This is a genomic window from Desulfomicrobium apsheronum, assembly GCF_900114115.1.
Taxonomy (GTDB): Bacteria; Desulfobacterota; Desulfovibrionia; order Desulfovibrionales; family Desulfomicrobiaceae; genus Desulfomicrobium; species Desulfomicrobium apsheronum.
In genome coordinates this window covers 38,255-54,985 of record NZ_FORX01000003.1, presented here as the reverse complement: position 1 = coordinate 54,985, position 16,731 = coordinate 38,255, and the positions used below count along the sequence as shown (strand labels likewise).

Below are 16,731 nucleotides of genomic sequence, written 5' to 3'. Positions count from 1 at the left end.
GGATGCCGGATTAATCAAGATTCGGAACAGTTATGGTGTTTCAGTCACAGGATCGTGACGATTTGGTTGCAAGAAAGTCGAAATATCGTCGGTCGTCCTCAAGGCAGACGGGGTGTGTCGCGATATGCCCCGTGAGTGCCTCGGCGACCGAGGATTGCAGGGATGGCTCGGAGCCTAGGAGTTGATAGTAAACCCATTTTCCGCTGCGGCGAGCCTTGACCCAACCGGCGTTCTTCAGAAACGCCAGATGCCTTGAGACCTTGGACTGCGGCGTTTGCAGGGCTTCCGTCAGATCGCACACGCAGAGTTCGCCATGCCGGAGCAGGCTGACGATGCGCAAACGGGTGGGATCGGACAGGGCTTTGAGTGTTTCGGCGATTTTTTCCATGTGCGAAACATATCCGCATGGGCAAATATGTCAAGCCCTCAAAATCGCTTGTGCCGCTTCGACATCCCGGGGTAATCGCAAGGGCTTACGGATCAGGTTGGATTCAAAAATATCGCATGGACGAAGGAGGAGGATTTGCTCACATATTCTTGCAGGTTGCATTATGACGTGTTCTGGGGGCATTTTTCGCGGTCGTCGCGGTCGATCGCCGCGAAACGCAACGTGCCGGAGGAATCCAGCTCATGAGCGCGGATCTTCTACTGCTTTTCATCGTTGTTTTTCTGGCGCTGGGCTTTTCTTTTCTCTGTTCCGTGGCCGAGGCCGTGCTCTTGAGCATCACCCCTTCCTACATCGCGAGTCTTCGGGAAAAGAATCCGGCGCGTGCGGACGTTCTGACGCGGCTTCGCCTCGACAAGGTGGACCAGTCCCTGTCCGCGATCCTGACGCTGAACACCATAGCCCACACCGTGGGCGCCATAGTGGCCGGCGCGCAGGCGCTTGTGGTTTTCGGCAATGCGTGGATCGGCCTTTTTTCGGCGGTGATGACGCTGCTCATCCTGTTCTTGTCCGAGATCGTGCCCAAGACCATCGGCGCGATTTACTGGCAGTCGTTGACCGGGATGACGGCATATTTCGTCGGTGCCCTGATCAGGATTCTCTTTCCCCTGGTCTGGCTTTCCAACGGGCTGACCAGACTGATCTCCCGGGGAAAAAGGGAGCATGTCTTCAGCCGCGACGAATTCATCGCCATGGCCGGCATCGGAGAGCAGTCGGGACATCTGGAAGAGCATGAGTCACGGATCATCCGCAACATTTTCCGTTTCGGTTCCGTGGCGATCACCGCCGTGATGACTCCCCGCACGGTCATGACGGCCCTTCAGCAGGACATGAGCATCGCAGACTCCCTGCCCTTTGTTACCAAGACTCCGTTTTCCAGGTTGCCTGTCTACGGCGCGGATCTGGATGACATCACCGGCCTTGTGCTCAAGGACGAGGTGCTGATCTGTATGTCCAAGGGTCGCTGCGACGGTGCTCTGGAATCATTGAAGCGTCCGATACTGTCGGTGCCCGACAGCCTCTCTCTTTCCGATCTGCTGGAATTTTTTCTCGATAAGCGTCAGCATTTGGCCATTGTTTTGGACGAATATGGCGGAACCCGGGGGGTGGTGACGCTGGAGGATGTGGTTGAGACCCTCTTTGGGATGGAAATCGTGGATGAAATGGACAGCGTGGCCGACATGCAGGCCCTGGCCCGGCAGCAGTGGGAAAAAAGAGCCCGCTCGCTAGGCATTTTCGAGCAGGAACAGAACCGGGAAATCGAGTCAGAGAAAAATATCCGCCCGTGACGTTTTCGTGACGCAGCAAGGAGTTCACGCCTATGAGTGACGTATGGTTTGCCCTGGCCCTGACCACGTTTGCAGGCCTGGCAACGGGAATAGGCAGCATCATCGCCTTTACGGCCAAACTTTCGAGCTACCGTTTTCTGTCCGTGGCCACGGGGTTTTCGGCGGGAGTCATGCTCTATGTCTCCTTTGTGGAAATATTCTTCAAGGGGCAGGAATCCCTGGTGAACCATTATGGGGATCCTCTTGGGTATTGGGTCAACGTGGGATCGTTTTTCGGGGGCATGCTCCTCATAGGGCTCATCGACAACCTCATCCCCGAAGAGACCAATCCGCATGAAATCCATTCCGAAGCCGAGGCTGACCGGCTGCATGGCAAGGTCGCACCCCTTTTGGGTGTGGGGGACAACAGTTGCGGGCCGGCAAAAACTCCGTTCAAGCCTCAGCCCGGCCATGAAAAAAAGCTCATGCGCATGGGCCTTTTCACCGCGCTGGCCATCGGAATCCACAATTTTCCCGAAGGCCTGGCCACTTTTCTGGCCGCCCTTGATGATCCAAGCCTTGGTGTCGCCATTGCCATCGCCATCGCCCTGCACAATATCCCGGAGGGAGTGAGCGTGTCCGTGCCCATCTACTACGCCACAGGGAAGCGCAGGACGGCATTCTTCTATTCCTTCCTGAGCGGCCTGGCCGAACCCATCGGGGCGGGCATCGCCTATCTCGGCATCCTCTATTTTGCGGGGGGGCCGGACGGAGTTCTACCGCCGCAGCTCATGGGCATTCTTTTTGGAGGGGTGGCCGGGATCATGGTCTATATCAGCCTCGACGAACTCCTGCCGACCAGCCAGGCTTACGGGGAAGGCCATGACAGCCTTTTTGGCCTGGTGGGCGGCATGGCGGTCATGGCGCTCAGCCTTTTACTGATGCGCTGACAGCTAGGTCGCGGGATATTCGGGAAGCATTTGAAGCGCTGGAAGATGACGATAGCCTGACGTGGCGTGACGACGGGTAAAAGCGAGGAATAGCCTGGAATGAAGCGTGGCAAGCCGGTCCCGGGCATCCGATGATGGCCGGGACCGGCTTGCCACGCGTGCGTTTACTTCCTGGCTTCAAGAACTGTCATGAAGGCGGGGAGACCGGGTTTGCCGTCCTTGGTGGTGACCCCTTCAAGCCAGGTGGTCGCCATTTCGGGATGGGCCGCCACCCAGTCGAGAGCGGCGTCGCGGGCTTTCATCTCCGGGTGTTCGTGCATGGTGACCATGATCGAGTTCATCATGCCGACCGGGACGACGTAATTCTTGAGAAAGCGGGTCACATTCGGCATGTCGCCGGGGAAGCCCTTGCGCAAGTTGGTGTAGACCGTGGCCGTGCCGTCGTCGGGGCCGAAGGTTTCATCCGTGCTGCCGGTCAGGTAGCGCATGTCGATTTTCTCGTTCATGCTGTGCGGGGACCAGCCCAGAAAGATGATCCACTTCTTTTCACGCATGAAGGACTGCACCTGCGCCAGCATGCCGGATTCACTGGATGCGACCAGTTCGAACTTGCCAAGGCCGAACATGTTCGTGTCGATCATGGACTGAATGATGTCGTTGCCGTCGTTTCCTTCCTCGATGCCGTAGATCTTCCATTCCAGTTTGTCGCCGTATTTGGCGATGTCCTTGAAATCCTTGATTCCGCCATCCACGACATAGGCCGGAGCGGCCAGGGTGTATTTCGCCCCGGTCATGTTCGGCACGAGCTGGATCACGTTGCCGGAGTCGAAATGCGGCCGGGCCACGCTCTCCATGGACGGCATCCAGTTGCCAAGGAACACGTCGGCCTCGCCGGTGGCCAGGGCCTGATAGCAGATGGGCAGGGATGTCATCATGTTGGATGACGAGTAGCCGAGGCTCTGCAAGATGGCCACGGCCAGTTCGCTGGTTACGGTGACGTCGGTCCAGCCGACGCTGGTGATGCGCACATCGTCGCGGCTCGCGTGAGCCGGGGCGGTGAAGAGGGCCAGAAGCAGGACAAGGACTGGGATGGTTTTTTTGAGTGTGGCGATGTTCATGGATACTCCCGTGTTGAGATGAAAGGCTCGGTGATGCGGGGCCGGGACATCCCGGCCCTGCGAGCTACACGCCGAACCAGCGGATCGGGCGTGCGTTGTGGTTCTGGAAAATGTGTTTGACTTCCGTGTATTCCTCAAGGCCCATGCGGCCAAGTTCCCGGCCCAGGCCGGACTGCTTGTATCCGCCCCAGGGGGCCTGGGTGAAATAGACGTTGAAGTCGTTGACCCAGACCGTGCCGAAACGCAGGCCCGCCGACATGCGTCGCATGCGGTCGGGGTCGCGGGTCCAGAATCCGGCGGACAGGCCGTAGATGGTGCTGTTGGCCCGGGCGAGTGCTTCGTCTTCGGTGCTGAAGCGCTCAATGGTGATGACCGGCCCGAAGACCTCCTCCTGCACGATGCGCATGTCGTTTGTGCACTCCGTGAACAGGGTCGGTTCCACGAAAAAGCCGTTGTCCAGGGCCGGATCTGCCGGACGCTTTCCGCCAAGCCTCAGCCGGGCCCCTTCCTCGCGTGCGATGCCGATATAGCTTTCCACCTTGTCGCGGTGCGCGGCCGAGATAAGCGGCCCCATCTGAGTGCCGTCCGTCATCCCGTCTCCCATGCGGATCTTGGCCATGCGCTCTGCAAGGGCTTCGACCATGCGGTCGTGGATGCCGTCCTGCAGCAGTACCCGGGCTCCGGCGGAACAGATCTGCCCGGCGTGGAAGAACACGCCGTTCAGAATGTAGTCCAGGGCCGTGTCGAAGTCGGCGTCGTCGAAGATGATGTTCGGGTTCTTGCCGCCAAGCTCAAGGGCGACTTTTTTCACGTTTGCCGCCGCCGCGCACATGATGGTCTTGCCCGTCTCGATGCCGCCGGTAAAAGAGATGAGGTCCACATCGGGGTTCTCGGCCAGTTCCGCGCCCACCGTGGCGCCGGGCCCCAGAACCAGATTGACCACGCCCTCCGGAAATCCGGCCTCCACGCACAGTTCGGTGACTTTTATGCTGGTCAGGGGCGTGATTTCACTTGGCTTCATGACCACGGTGCACCCGGCGGCCAGGGCCGGAGCCAGCTTCCAGGCGGCCTGCAGCAGCGGATAGTTCCAGGGCGAGATCTGTCCGCAGACCCCCACGGGCTCACGCACCACGATGCTTGTTGAATTCGGGACCGGGGATGCGATGACCTCGCCCCCGTCCTTGTCCGCGAGCCCCGCGTAGTAGCGGAAGATGCCCGCGATGTCGGCCATGTCCCAGCGGCTCTCTTCCAGGGTTTTGCCTGTGTTCAAGGTCTCAAGCCGGGCCAGTTCCTCGGTGTCGCGTTCGATCAGGTCCGCCAGAAGCAGGAGCTTGCGCCCGCGCTCAGGCCCAGTGGTCTTGGACCATGGGCCTTGATCGAAGGCACGCCGCGCCGCGTCGATGGCGTCACGGGCATCCTCGCGGTTCCCTTCAGAAACGGTCGCGATGACGGTCTGGTCGAAAGGATTGATGATGTCCCGTGTGGCCGTCGATTGGGAGCGGGTCCAGAGACCGTCTATGTGCATCATTTTTTCGGTCATTTCTTCTCCTTGGCCGCAGCCTTGCCTCCGTGGCGGTAGAAGGGGGCGGTGTCGGGCGCCAGCGGCGTGTTGCCGAGGATCATGTCCGCCGCCTTCTCGGCGATCATCATCACCGGGGCGTAAATGTTGCCGTTGGTCACGTAGGGCATGATCGAGGCGTCGACCACGCGCAGTCCCTGCACGCCGTGCACGCGCAGTTCGTTGTCGACCACGGCCATGTCATCGTAGCCCATCTTGCAGGTGCAGCTCGGATGATAGGCGCTCTCGCCTTCGCGGGCCACGAAATCGAGGATTTCCTCGTCGGTCTGCACGTCCTCGCCCGGGGCCAGTTCCCGTCCGCGCAAGCTGTCGAAGGCAGGCTGGGTCATGATCTTGCGGGTCAGACGGATGGCATCGACCCAGTCTTTGCGTTCCTGCTCCGTGGACAGATAGTTGAACAGGATGGACGGATATTCCTTGGGATCGGAGCTCTTGATCTTCACATGGCCGCGCACGTCGGTGTTCATGGGGCCGACGTGAACCTGGTAGCCATGCCCCTCGTTGGGAGAGGACCCGTCGTAGCGGATGGCGATGGGCAGGAAGTGATACTGGATGTTCGGGTATTCGACCTGATCATTGCCGCGGATGAAGCCGCCGGCTTCGAAATGGTTGGTGGCCGCCTCGCCGGTCTGGCCGAAGAGCCATTTCAGGCCGATCCAGGGCTGGTTCCACCACTGGAGGGCCGGGAACATGCTGACGGGCTTGGTGCAAGCGTACTGCACATAGAGCTCCAGATGGTCCTGCAGGTTCTCGCCAACGCCAGGCAGGTCGTGGACCACGGGGATGCCCAGTTCGCGCAGTTCCGCCCCGTTGCCGATGCCGGAGAGCTGCAGCAATTGCGGGGAGTTGATGGCACCGCCGCAGCTGATGATCTCGCCGCCGTTGACGCGGTGCATGCGGCCCAGGCGCTCGTATTCGACGCCCACGGCTCGGGTTCCTTCAAAGAGGATGCGATGGGCCGTGGCCTTGCACTTGACGGTCAGGTTGCGCCTGTTCTTGACGGGATGGACGTAGGCACGGGCGGCGTTCCAGCGCCGGCCGCGGTACGTGGTGCGGTCGAACTTGCCGAACCCTTCCTGCTGGTAGCCGTTGACGTCTGTCAGAGGGTACCCGGCCTCCTGTACGGCCTGGAAAAAGGCGTCAAAAAGCGGGTTGTCGCAATCCGGGCTGGTCAGATACAGGGGGCCCGCGCCGCCCTGATATTCGTCCGTGCCCTTGAGCCGATATTCGAAGCGCTTGAAGTAGGGCAGGCAGCGGGCGTAATCCCAGTTTTCAAGGCCTTTTTCGCGGGCCCATTTTTCGAAGTCCATGGCGTTGCCGCGAATGTGGATCATGCCGTTGATGCAGCTCGACCCACCGAGCACCTTGCCGCGCGGCTGGTAGATGCGGCGGTTGTGCATGTGCGGTTCCGGCTCGGATTCGTACCACCAGTTGTAGGTCTTTCCGGCCAGGGGATAGGTCAGGGCGGCGGGCATGTGGATGCGGAAATCAAGGCGGAAGTCGGGCAGGCCCGCTTCGAGGACCAGGACGCTGGTTTTGGGATTGGCGCTCAAACGGTTGGCCAGGACGCTGCCGGCGGAACCGCCGCCGACAATGATGTAATCATAGAACTTCATGTAATATCCTTGTGAGATGAGGGTTGCCCCGCTTTAGGAATCGTCTGGCGAAACACGGGGGGAGGAGGACGCCGCTGCGCGCTCGTTCAGGCAGGACCTGAGCATTGCGTAATGGTAGCCGATGAGGCTTCTGGCACGCAGGGGGTCGTTTTCGGCAATGGCGCGGGCGGTCTCGGCCCAGTTGGCGGCAGTGCGCTCGCGGTACATTGGCGTATCGTACAATGTGTAGTCATGGGAGCTGAAGCCCCGCTGCAGCGCCTGCATGATCCACTCGAAAATCGGGTTGCCGGCCATGGCGGCCAGGGCCAGGTTCAGGTCGCGGTCCAGATGTCCGATCCTGTCGGCGTCGTGGTCGTTCTGCCGCAGGCAGGTCTCGAACTCTTCGGCCATGGACACCAGTGCCCCCTTGGCTTCGGCCGAGCCCCGGGCAATGGCCAGCATGATCAAGGTATGATCCACGCTCTCGCGAAATTCGATGAGGGCCGAAGGCGCGACATCGTGCTGCTTGAGAAAGAGGGCCAAAGACTCCCCGATGCTGACCATGCCGACCTTGCACACATAGGCCCCGCCCTTGACGCCCTTGCGGATGTCCAGAAGCCCTTTTTGCTTGAGCGCCCGCAGGGCCTCGCGGATTGCGCCGCGTCCGGTGCCGAACTGCTGCTGCATCTCGCGTTCGCTGGGCAGGCGCTCTTCGGGCGCCAGCCGCCCGGCCAGGATGGCCGCTTCGATCTGCAGAGCGACGTCTTCGCTGGCGCGTCCGGGCTTGGCCGGAAAGAAGAGAGGTTCGGAAGTGGTCATTGGTAGTACCTTTTGATGTTTTTTTTAGCAAAAACGGGTAAAAAAAGGCATTTTAGTGCTTTTTACTCGCAAATGGTAGGACCTTTCTGCCTAAGTAAGGCGTAGGTGTCAACCCGGTTGGCGAAAGAAGTGGGAAAAGGTCGGACCATTTAGTCCGCAGGATGGGTTAAAAGCCGTTTTCGGATTGGCCGGTGCGGTTTTTGAGACGGGCGCGGGTCATGCGTTCGGACAAGCCGCCTTCTTCGACGAAGGCTTTTTCAAGCTGGCGGAGCTGTCGGTCGAGCAGGTAGTTGGTCTGGTGGATGAGGCAGATGAGGATATTGGCGACGGTTTCGGGCGGGCGGGTTTGAATATAGGACCTATAGGTCTCATAGGACGTATTTTTTTGGCTGCCGAGTTTGCGGACGAAGAGGGCCTGTGCGCTGGTTTTGTGCCACAATGCGTGGCCGCGTACGCGCAGGTGGTCGCGGTAGTCTTCGAGCAGCTCTTCCAGGCTGGCCCGGGCAACATTGATCAGCTTGATTTCGCTTTTCTTCGATGTCGCCGAGGCCATGCAGCCTTCGATGATGTTCTGCTTGCCCGACCGTGCCGCCTGGACCATCTGGTCCACGGTGCGGTCCCGCTTGTGCATGAAGCGTTCGCAGAAACACACCGTGCCATCATAGACAATGACGCTCTTGCGGTAGGAAAGAAGTTCTTCGTAGGCGCCGTGTTTGGAAATAAAGTGCTGCGTCATGGCGCAGCGTTCTTACTATAGGTCCTATGGGTCGTATATGACCTATAGGACCTATTTTTTTACAACCGAGGTAAGTATCTTTCCAACTCGTAATTCGTCACTTGCGAGCGGTACTGGTCCCATTCGATGTGTTTGTTTTCCACGAATTTGGTGAAGATGTGCTCGCCTAGGGCTTCGCGGATCAGGGTGCTGCCTTCCAGGGCCTCCAGGGCCGTTTCCAGGCTGCCGGGGAGGCTGCCGATGCCGCGGTCCCTGCGCTGGCCCGCCGTCATGACGTAGATGTCTTCTTCCACGGGTGCTGGCAGCTCGTAGTTTTCCTCGATGCCCTTGAGGCCCGCTGCGAGCATGCAGGCAAAGGTCAGGTACGGGTTGCAGGCCGGGTCTGGAGAGCGCAGTTCCACGCGGGTGGCGGCCTCCTTGCCTGGCTTGTACATGGGCACGCGGACCAGGGTGGAGCGGTTGCGCCGCGCCCAAGCGATGTTGGTCGGGGCCTCGAAGCCGGGCACGAGGCGTTTGTAGGAATTGACCCACTGGTTGGTGATGGCCGTGAATTCCCTGCAGTGCGTGAGCAGTCCCGCGATATAGGCCTTGGCCTCACGGCTCAGGTGATGATCTCCGTCGGTATCGTAGAAAAGATTGCGTCCGTTCTTGAACAGGGACTGATGCACGTGCATGCCGCTGCCGTTTTCACCGTACAGAGGCTTGGGCATGAAGGAGGCGTAGCAACCGTTCTGGCGTGCGATCTCCTTGACCACCACGCGGTAGGTGATGGCCGTGTCCGCCATCTTGAGTGCGTCGGTGTAGCGCAGGGCCAGTTCGTGCTGGCTGGGCGCGACCTCGTGATGTCCGTATTCCACCGGAATGCCCATGGAACGCAGACAGGAGATGATCTCGCGGCGGATGTCTCCAGCCAGGTCCAGGGGTGGAGCGTCGAAATAGCCACCCGCGTCGAGGGGTTTGGGAGACGCCGAGCTTTCGAACAGAAAGAATTCCAGTTCCGGACCGACATAAAAGGAATAGCCCTTGCTCGCCGCAGCCTGCAGGTTCCGTTTCAGGCAATGGCGGCTGTCCCCGGCAAAGGGGGTGCCGTTTGGCTCCAGGATGTCGCAGAACATGCGCGCGATGGGCGCTGCGGTCTGTCGCCAGGTAACCAGCTGAAAGGTGGCCGGGTCCGGGATGGCGATCATGTCGCTTTCTTCAATTCTGCAAAACCCCTCCAGAGAGGAACCGTCAAAGCCCATGCCCTCTTCGAAGGCCGCCTCAAGTTCGCCGGGCAGAACCTGAAAACTTTTCAAGGTTCCAAGCACATCGACGAACCAGAACTGAACCAACTCGATCCTGTGTTCGCGCACGGCTTTGACGACATCGTCGGAATTCTTGCAGTTGAAGATGGGAAATTCAGGCATGGGTGTTCCTCCGCGACATGGTGTTTGACTGCGCGGAACCTAGCAAAGAGAGGGGCGCTTGTCTTGTTTTTGGCGGGGATTTGCAAAATTGGAAAAATCGTTGTGTGGGTGCGCGAGGTGTTTGGCAATGCGATACGTTGTGTGGGCGAAAAATTTTTCGCCCCTACGAGGGTGGCGCGGCATGGGTGCGGCGTGTTTGCCAATGCGATACGTTGTAGGGGCAGGCCTGCGTGCCTGCCCTCTTCGTTCCGCCCCTGCTGGGTTTCAGGACGTGGGGTGCAGGGTGTCCATGCAGGCCGAAGAAGGGCGGCCACGCAGGGCCGCCCCTACGGTGTGTGGATTGTCGGGAATGGGTAAATCGTGACGTTTGATCGTTGTAGGGGCAGGCCTGCGTGCCTGCCCTCTTCGTTCCGCCCCTACGGTGTGATTATCTGTGATATGTGCATTCCCGGTTTTTTATTCCTGGCACGCCGCCAAAAAATCATCCACGGCACCAAGACCGTCGGCGTCCATCAGATTGATGATGTGGCTGCCGATCACGGCCACGTCGGCCAGGCCGTCCAGCATGCGTACGTGCTCGGGCCGCGAGATGCCGAATCCGGCGGCGATGGGCAGACCGGCCTTGGCTTTCAGGGCCTTGACGTAGTCGACTCCGGCCTGGTCCATGCTTGTCCCCGCGCCTGTGATGCCGACCTTGAGCGTCGTGTAGAGAAGACCTGAGGCGCGTTCGAGAATGCCCGTCAGGCGCGGGGCCGGGGTGTCGGGGGAGATGACCATGATTGGATGCAGGCCTCTTTGTCGCGCGGCTTGCGCATAATCCCCGTCCGCTTCATCCCAGGGCAGGTCGGGCAGGATGGTCCCGCTGGCGCCGCTGGCCGCAGCCTTGTCGAGAAAGGCTTCCATGCCCAGCGCGTAGGGGATGTTGGCATAGGTCATGAGCATGAAGGCCACGTCGAGTTCCCTGGACAGGGCCGCGCACAGTTCGAAGCAGTGCGCGGGGGTGATCCCGGCGTCAAGGGCGGCCTGGTTGGCGCGCATGATGGTGGGCCCATCGGCCAGGGGGTCGGTGAAGGGGATCTGGATTTCGACCAGCCGCACCCCTCTGCGGGCCATGAGGCGGATCAGGTCGGCGTTGACATCGAGACTCGGGTATCCGGCCACCACGTGGGTCATGAGCTGGATGCGCTTCGCCTCTTTCAGGGCCAGGTCGATTCTATTTTCCATGACGTACCTCGTTTTCCAGAAAGGCAATCCAATTTTCGCGGTCCAGTTCCATGGCCGTGATGAAGATATCCTTGTCGCCCCGGCCGGAGATGTTGACGACCATGATCTCGTCTGCGGGCAGGGTCGGCGCAAGTTCGATGGCCCGGGCCACGGCGTGGGAGGACTCAAGGGCCGGGATGATGCCTTCAAGGCGCGTCAGGCGCTTGAAGGCGTCCAGGGCTTTCACGTCGGTGATGGGCGAGAACTCCACGATGTTCTGGTCATACAGCCAGGCCAGTTCCGGTCCGACTCCCGCATAATCGAGGCCCGCCGAGACCGAATGGGTGTCCTGCAACTGTCCGCTCTCGTCCTGCAGGAAATAGCTTTTGTAGCCTTGCACGATGCCGACTTTTGGGCTGCCGCCGAAGCGGGCCGCGTTATCGCCGATTTCGGGTCCGCGCCCTCCGGCCTCGGCGCCGTGAAAGCGGATGCCCTCATCCCCGAGGAACGGGTGAAAAAGACCGATGGAATTGGAGCCGCCGCCCACGCAGGCCACGAGGTGATCGGGCAGCCGGGCCTCACGTTCCATGATCTGGGCGCGCACCTCGCGGCCGATGACGGACTGGAAGTCGCGCACCATGACCGGGTAGGGGAAAGGGCCCAGGGCCGAGCCCAGGATGTAGTGCGTGTCCTTTAAATTCTGAATCCAGTATTTGAGAGTAGCGTTGACGGCATCCTTCAGGGTCCGCGTGCCGTCGGTGACCGGGATGACCTCGGACCCCAGAAGTTTCATGGCGTAGACGTTGGGGTACTGACGGCGCACGTCCACCTCGCCCATGAAGACCTTGCACTCAAGGCCGAAACGCGCGGCAACCGTGGCCGACGCCAGACCATGCTGGCCCGCGCCCGTCTCGGCGATGACCTTGGTCTTGCCCAGGCGCTTGGCCAGAAGGGCCTGGCCCAGGGCGTTGTTGATCTTGTGCGCGCCAGTGTGCGCCAGGCCTTCAAGCTTCAGGTAGATTTTGCAGCCGCCGAGCTCGCGGGTCAGATTTTTCGCAAAGTAGAGAGGCGTGGGACGGCCGCAGTAGTTTTGATACAGATCGGTCAGTTCAGCCGTGAATTCGGGGTCGTCCTTGTATTTCAGGTAGCCCTGCTCCAGTTCTTCAAGGGCCGGAACAAGCATTTCCGGCACGTATCGCCCTCCATAAGGGCCGAAATGGCGCGGGAGCATGTCTGATATTCTGCTCATGGTTTTCCTCGCAGTAGTTGTAAGGCGTGACGTATCTTTTCGTGATCCTTGATTCCGGGGGCGCTTTCCACTCCGGAGTTGAGGTCGAATCCAGCCGCGCCGGTGGTTTTCATGACCGTCAGGTTGTGAGGCCCAAGCCCCCCGGCCAGATACCAGGGATGGGGGCATTGCAGGCGTTGCAGGTCTTTGGGGAGGAGGCTCCTGCCATGGCCTCCTCCGCTTTTGCCGCTGTCCAGCAGAATGGCTCGGCAGGCCGGAGCGAAGAGCAGCATGTCCGAGGCCAGACGCTCCACCGTTGGATAACGCTCGGGCCACATGGTCTTGATGACTCGCTCCGGTCCCAGGGCGAGACACTGTTCCACGGTGTGCCCGCCGTGAAGCTGGAGCAGATCGAGGCCCGCCCCAGTGGCGATGGCGCGGATTTCCTCCACGCCCTGACGCACGAAGACTCCGGTCTTGAGGGCGCGGCCGGGCTTTTGGGCGGCGACCCAGTCCTGCGCGACGTTTCTGGGACTTTCGGGATAAAAGATGAAGCCCAGCAGGTCGATGCCGAGCGCGTCGCAAAATTCGACATCCTCCGCCCTGGTCATGCCGCAGACCTTGATGATCATGATTGGCCTCCGCTCAGCCGGACCAGACCCTGCCCGGGATTTTCGTACTGCATGAGCGCCGTGCCGATGAGCAGCGCGTCCAGGCCGGCGGCCTTGAGCGTGCTCACCTGCTCAGGGGTGCTTATGCCGCTGGCGCCGATCCAGATCTCTCCATCCTCTTTGCGCCGGACCATGTCCAGGCAGCGGCCGAGGTCCGTGGTCAGCGTGTCCAGGTCGCGGTTGTTGACCTGGATGATGGTGCTCCCGATTTCCTTGGCGCGGTCCAGATCCCGCTCATCGAAGACCTCGACCACCGGTTCCAGGCCGTTTGTCAGGCACAGGGCGTGCAACTGGGCCAGTTCGTCGAGATCATCGAACATGCGCACGATGAGCAGGATGGCCGAGGCCGGAGTGGCCATCGTCGCTTCCACCTGCAGGGGATGGATGATGAAATCCTTGCGCAGCAGGGGCAGCCCCAGAGGCGCGACCTCGGACAGGAAGCCGAGGCTTCCCTTGAAATAGGTCGATTCCGTCAGGATCGAGAGGGCGCAGGCGCCAGCCTCTGCGTATCCCCGGCAGGCTTGCAGGGGCGGGACACTAAGATTGATATCGCCCCTGGACGGGGAGGCGCGCTTGTACTCGGCGATGATCCCTGATGTCCCGGGACGGGTCAGGGCCGCGCCGAATTTTGGGCGGGGGCCGTCAAAGGGCAGGTGTCTGTGTCCCGCGTCGCGCAGACGGATCAGCTCATCGACTTCAGCTTGCTTGGCGCGGCGGAATTTCTCAAGCATGGAGCGCTCCGCTTTGGAGCCCCTGCTCCACTTTGGTCTGGGCCATTTCCATGGCCAGTTCCAGGGGGAGATCGTCTTCCAGCAGGAAAAGGGCCACGCCCAGGTTCAGGGTGACCATGCCCTTGAGGGATTTTGGGCCCTGTCCGGCCAGGACCTGGCGCTGGAGCTTCAGCGCATCCTCCTTGCTGTCGCAGGCCAGGGCCCTCGGGACGCAGGTGGAGAGGCCGAAATCCGCAGGGTCGATGATCGCCTCGCGGATCTTGCCGTGCTCGACGAAGATGACCTGGCCGGGTCCGCAGGGCGTCAGTTCGTCGAATCCGCCCGCGCCATGGACGATGGCTGCGCGTTCAAGGCCTTTTCTGGATGCCAGCACCTGGGCGATCATGGGTGCGAAACGAAAATCCGGCACGCCGAGGATCTGGTGGGTGGGCAGGGCAGGGTTCAGAAGCGGGCCCATGAGGTTGAAGATGGTGCGCACGCCCAGCTGCTGCCGCACCGGACCGACATGTCTGAAGGCTGGATGGAAATGCGGGGCGAAGAGGAAGACGAAATTGCGCCGTGCGAGTTCGTCCCTGACCGCCTCGGGGTCCGTGACCAGAGGATATCCCAGATCCTCGACCACGTCGGCACTGCCGCATTTGCTCGACACGGCGCGGTTGCCGTGCTTGACGACCTGATAGCCCATGTCGGCCAGGAAAAAGGACACTGCCGTGGAGCAGTTGAAGCTCTGTTGTCCGTCTCCGCCCGTGCCGCAGGTGTCGATACGTTTGCCCGAGAGTCCGGGGATGAGCCGGGCCTGTCCCAGGGCTGCATCCACGGCGGCCGAGAGTTCGGCGGCGGTTTCGCCCTTGGCCCGCAGACCCATCAGAAAGGCCCCGGCCTGCACCGGGGAAACCGCGCCGGTCAGCAGGAGGTCGAAAGCCTCCTTGGCCTGAATGCCGGAAAGATCGCCGCCCGTGGTCAGATATTCAAGAATATGGCTGATGGTGTTCATGGCTTACTCCGCTTGGATGTTGCACATTTTCAGGAAGTTGCTCAGCAGCTTCGGCCCTTCCGGCGTGAGCACGGATTCGGGGTGGAACTGCACGCCGACCCAGGGGCGGTCCTTGAAGGCCAGGGCCATGATCTCATTGTCTTCGGTGCGGGCGGTGACGGTGAAGGGCAGGGCCCCCTCCCCATGTACGGCCAGGGAATGGTAGCGGCCGATCTGCATCGGGTTTTGCACCCCTTCGAAAAGCCCGGTCCCGTCGTGCCGGATGTTTGAAGTCTTGCCGTGCATGATCCGCTGGGCCGAACCCACGGTCACGCCGCTGTGATGCGACAGGGTCTGATGTCCGAGACATACGCCAAGGATCGGGACGTTGCGTGGCACCAGATCGAGAAACTTAAGGCACAGCCCCGTGTTGCGCGGATGGCTCGGGCCGGGGGAGATGATCGCGCCTTGAAGGCGCGGGTCCGTGGCCAGGGTCAGGATTTCCGGCTCGTTGTTACGAAGCACCAAGGGGCTTGCGCCCAAAGACTGGAAAACCTGAACCAGGTTGAAAGTAAACGAGTCAAAGTTGTCTATCAGTAAAATCATCTCCGCCTCCGGTGCTGGTAATGGCTTTCAAAATCGCTCTGGCTTTGTTGTGGCACTCCTGCCATTCCTTTTCGGGGTCCGAATCGAAGACCAGCCCCGCGCCCGCCTGCCAGTTGATCTGGCCGTTTTCCACCCACAGGGAGCGGATGGTGATGCCGGTATCCAGGTTGACCTGCCCCTGGTCCAGGCCGATCCAGCCGATGCCGCCGGCATAGGGGCCGCGATCGAGCTTTTCTTCGTCCGCGATGATCTGCATGGCCCGGATCTTGGGCGCTCCGGAGACCGTTCCGGCCGGGAACCCGGCTTTGAGGACGTCGATGGCGTCCAGGCCCTCGGCCAGTTGCGCCGAAAGGTAGGAGGTCAGGTGCATGACATGGGAGAAGCGCTCGACCTGCATGTACTTGTCGACGTGCACCGTGCCGGGGGCGGCGATGCGCCCGAGGTCGTTGCGCCCCAGATCCACGAGCATGACGTGTTCGGCCCGCTCCTTCTCGTCGCCCAGCAGCTCCTCGGCCAGGGCCTGATCCTCGGCCTCGGTGGCGCCGCGCACGCGGGTCCCGGCGATGGGTCGCAATTGCAGGAGACCGTCTTCGCAGCGGATGAGAAGTTCCGGAGACGAGCCCATGATGGTCAGGTCCCCGAAGGACATGAAGAAGGTGTACGGGGATGGGTTGATCTGGCGCAGCCGTCTGTAAAGCTCGAAGGCGGAGCCGGAAAACGGGGCGCTGAAGCGGGTCGAGAGCACGATCTGGATGGCCTCGCCCTGGGTGATAAGTTCCTTGGCCCGTCCCACGCGGCGCAGGAATTCGTCCTGGTTCGGCGTGGTGGTGATGGCTCCGACGACCGGCGGGGCAGGCGTGCTCGGACGCTGGCAGCCGTTCAGGTTGGTGGATGAATCCAGCGTCAGATAGCAGCAACGGTGGTGCAGATGGTCGAAGAGGATGACCTTGCCCGGCAGGACCATGATGGAGCGCGCTTCCTCGGGCGGCAGCTTGTCGGCCAGCGCCGGCTCGAAGATGCCGCCCATGTTGTAGGCCATGTAGCCGCAAACGCTCCTGGTCACCGCCGGAAGCGGGCCCAGATTTTCGGGGCCGGTGACGGTCAGTTCGGCCAGGCAGGCGCGTAGTCCGGACACGTAATCCTGGCCGCTGAATTCCTTCAGGCCGTGCAGACGCGGGTCGTAGCTCTGGACGTCGAGCTTGCCGGAGGCGCAGGACAGGATCAGCCGAAAATCCCAGCCGATGAGGCTGTAACGGCCCAGCCGTCCGTCCACTTCGGTGCTCTCAAGGAGAAAACCCTGCTTTTCGCGCACCAGCGTCAGATACAGGGAGATGGGCGTCTGTGTGTCCGCCGGGAGCCAGGTCCCCTGTTGGGGTAGGGTGATCATGGTGCCTCCATAATCG

The 16,731-nt window shown here is 61.1% G+C and carries 16 protein-coding genes; 2 read left to right on the top strand and 14 right to left on the bottom strand.

Going from position 1 to position 16,731, the window contains the following annotated elements; all coding sequences use genetic code 11:
• Positions 1 to 40 precede the first annotated feature (40 nt).
• A complete protein-coding gene (locus BMZ40_RS04400) occupies positions 41 to 388 on the bottom strand; it encodes an ArsR/SmtB family transcription factor (RefSeq protein ID WP_092372915.1) in 348 nt (115 codons plus the stop codon).
• 242 nt (positions 389 to 630) lie between these two features.
• Here BMZ40_RS04400 and BMZ40_RS04395 point away from each other — a divergent pair, with 242 nt between their 5' ends.
• Together BMZ40_RS04395 and zupT are read left to right on the top strand one after the other, a co-directional pair.
• The gene (locus BMZ40_RS04395; protein WP_092372914.1) at positions 631 to 1,734 is read left to right on the top strand and encodes a hemolysin family protein; all 1,104 of its coding nucleotides are present in this window, start codon (positions 631 to 633) and stop codon (positions 1,732 to 1,734) included.
• A gap of 32 nt (positions 1,735 to 1,766) precedes the next feature.
• Positions 1,767 to 2,663, top strand: coding sequence for a zinc transporter ZupT (gene zupT, locus BMZ40_RS04390; protein WP_092372913.1), 897 nt, complete (start codon positions 1,767 to 1,769; stop codon positions 2,661 to 2,663).
• 164 nt (positions 2,664 to 2,827) lie between these two features.
• On the opposite strand, the gene BMZ40_RS04385 is transcribed toward zupT, so the two are convergent.
• The 13 genes from BMZ40_RS04385 to BMZ40_RS04325 form a co-directional block, all read right to left on the bottom strand.
• Positions 2,828 to 3,781 carry an ABC transporter substrate-binding protein gene (locus BMZ40_RS04385; protein WP_092372912.1) on the bottom strand — a complete coding sequence of 318 codons (954 nt, stop codon included), beginning with the start codon at positions 3,779 to 3,781 and terminating at the stop codon, positions 2,828 to 2,830.
• Between the two features lie 64 nt (positions 3,782 to 3,845).
• Entirely contained in the window at positions 3,846 to 5,321 is a 1,476-nt protein-coding gene (gene betB, locus BMZ40_RS04380) for a betaine-aldehyde dehydrogenase (protein WP_092372911.1), read from the bottom strand.
• Positions 5,318 to 6,976, bottom strand: coding sequence for a choline dehydrogenase (betA, locus tag BMZ40_RS04375; RefSeq protein ID WP_092372910.1), 1,659 nt, complete (start codon positions 6,974 to 6,976; stop codon positions 5,318 to 5,320). Before betA ends, betB begins: the two co-directional genes overlap by 4 nt.
• 33 nt (positions 6,977 to 7,009) lie before the next feature.
• On the bottom strand, positions 7,010 to 7,774 hold the full coding sequence (locus BMZ40_RS04370; RefSeq protein WP_092372909.1) for a FadR/GntR family transcriptional regulator: 765 nt from the start codon (positions 7,772 to 7,774) through the stop codon (positions 7,010 to 7,012).
• Positions 7,775 to 7,940: 166 nt separating this feature from the next.
• A complete protein-coding gene (locus BMZ40_RS04365; RefSeq protein WP_092372908.1) occupies positions 7,941 to 8,510 on the bottom strand; it encodes a four helix bundle suffix domain-containing protein in 570 nt (189 codons plus the stop codon).
• 59 nt (positions 8,511 to 8,569) lie between these two features.
• Complete coding sequence (locus BMZ40_RS04360) at positions 8,570 to 9,916, bottom strand: glutamine synthetase family protein (protein ID WP_092372907.1); 1,347 nt, start codon at positions 9,914 to 9,916, stop codon at positions 8,570 to 8,572.
• A 456-nt stretch (positions 9,917 to 10,372) separates the two neighbouring features.
• Entirely contained in the window at positions 10,373 to 11,140 is a 768-nt protein-coding gene (trpA, locus tag BMZ40_RS04355) for a tryptophan synthase subunit alpha (protein ID WP_092372906.1), read from the bottom strand.
• Positions 11,130 to 12,368: a tryptophan synthase subunit beta gene (trpB, locus tag BMZ40_RS04350; RefSeq protein WP_092372905.1), complete on the bottom strand. Its 1,239-nt coding sequence runs from the start codon at positions 12,366 to 12,368 to the stop codon at positions 11,130 to 11,132. The genes trpA and trpB overlap by 11 nt, the downstream gene beginning before the upstream one ends.
• Complete coding sequence (locus tag BMZ40_RS04345; RefSeq protein WP_092372904.1) at positions 12,365 to 12,979, bottom strand: phosphoribosylanthranilate isomerase; 615 nt, start codon at positions 12,977 to 12,979, stop codon at positions 12,365 to 12,367. Before BMZ40_RS04345 ends, trpB begins: the two co-directional genes overlap by 4 nt.
• Entirely contained in the window at positions 12,976 to 13,749 is a 774-nt protein-coding gene (locus BMZ40_RS04340; protein WP_092372903.1) for an indole-3-glycerol-phosphate synthase, read from the bottom strand. The genes BMZ40_RS04345 and BMZ40_RS04340 overlap by 4 nt, the downstream gene beginning before the upstream one ends.
• Positions 13,742 to 14,743: an anthranilate phosphoribosyltransferase gene (trpD, locus tag BMZ40_RS04335; protein WP_092372902.1), complete on the bottom strand. Its 1,002-nt coding sequence runs from the start codon at positions 14,741 to 14,743 to the stop codon at positions 13,742 to 13,744. Before trpD ends, BMZ40_RS04340 begins: the two co-directional genes overlap by 8 nt.
• Before the next feature lie 3 nt (positions 14,744 to 14,746).
• Positions 14,747 to 15,328, bottom strand: coding sequence for an anthranilate synthase component II (locus tag BMZ40_RS04330; protein WP_092372901.1), 582 nt, complete (start codon positions 15,326 to 15,328; stop codon positions 14,747 to 14,749).
• Positions 15,303 to 16,715 (bottom strand): anthranilate synthase component I family protein, encoded by a 1,413-nt coding sequence (locus BMZ40_RS04325; protein WP_092372900.1) that lies wholly within the window; start codon positions 16,713 to 16,715, stop codon positions 15,303 to 15,305. Before BMZ40_RS04325 ends, BMZ40_RS04330 begins: the two co-directional genes overlap by 26 nt.
• Between the last annotated feature and the right edge of the window lie 16 nt (positions 16,716 to 16,731).

What these genes read in the sequence shown, in the direction of transcription:
- betA (WP_092372910.1), bottom strand. Translation starts at nt 6,976, where the DNA reads ATGAAGTTCTATGATTACATCATTGTCGGCGGCGGTTCCGCCGGCAGC.
- BMZ40_RS04365 (WP_092372908.1), bottom strand. Translation starts at nt 8,510, where the DNA reads ATGACGCAGCACTTTATTTCCAAACACGGCGCCTACGAAGAACTTCTT.
- BMZ40_RS04345 (WP_092372904.1), bottom strand. Translation starts at nt 12,979, where the DNA reads ATGATCATCAAGGTCTGCGGCATGACCAGGGCGGAGGATGTCGAATTT.
- trpB (WP_092372905.1), bottom strand. Translation starts at nt 12,368, where the DNA reads ATGAGCAGAATATCAGACATGCTCCCGCGCCATTTCGGCCCTTATGGA.
- BMZ40_RS04400 (WP_092372915.1), bottom strand. Translation starts at nt 388, where the DNA reads ATGGAAAAAATCGCCGAAACACTCAAAGCCCTGTCCGATCCCACCCGT.
- trpD (WP_092372902.1), bottom strand. Translation starts at nt 14,743, where the DNA reads ATGAACACCATCAGCCATATTCTTGAATATCTGACCACGGGCGGCGAT.
- trpA (WP_092372906.1), bottom strand. Translation starts at nt 11,140, where the DNA reads ATGGAAAATAGAATCGACCTGGCCCTGAAAGAGGCGAAGCGCATCCAG.
- BMZ40_RS04360 (WP_092372907.1), bottom strand. Translation starts at nt 9,916, where the DNA reads ATGCCTGAATTTCCCATCTTCAACTGCAAGAATTCCGACGATGTCGTC.
- BMZ40_RS04330 (WP_092372901.1), bottom strand. Translation starts at nt 15,328, where the DNA reads ATGATTTTACTGATAGACAACTTTGACTCGTTTACTTTCAACCTGGTT.
- BMZ40_RS04385 (WP_092372912.1), bottom strand. Translation starts at nt 3,781, where the DNA reads ATGAACATCGCCACACTCAAAAAAACCATCCCAGTCCTTGTCCTGCTT.
- BMZ40_RS04370 (WP_092372909.1), bottom strand. Translation starts at nt 7,774, where the DNA reads ATGACCACTTCCGAACCTCTCTTCTTTCCGGCCAAGCCCGGACGCGCC.
- betB (WP_092372911.1), bottom strand. Translation starts at nt 5,321, where the DNA reads ATGACCGAAAAAATGATGCACATAGACGGTCTCTGGACCCGCTCCCAA.
- BMZ40_RS04325 (WP_092372900.1), bottom strand. Translation starts at nt 16,715, where the DNA reads ATGATCACCCTACCCCAACAGGGGACCTGGCTCCCGGCGGACACACAG.
- zupT (WP_092372913.1), top strand. Translation starts at nt 1,767, where the DNA reads ATGAGTGACGTATGGTTTGCCCTGGCCCTGACCACGTTTGCAGGCCTG.
- BMZ40_RS04395 (WP_092372914.1), top strand. Translation starts at nt 631, where the DNA reads ATGAGCGCGGATCTTCTACTGCTTTTCATCGTTGTTTTTCTGGCGCTG.
- BMZ40_RS04340 (WP_092372903.1), bottom strand. Translation starts at nt 13,749, where the DNA reads ATGCTTGAGAAATTCCGCCGCGCCAAGCAAGCTGAAGTCGATGAGCTG.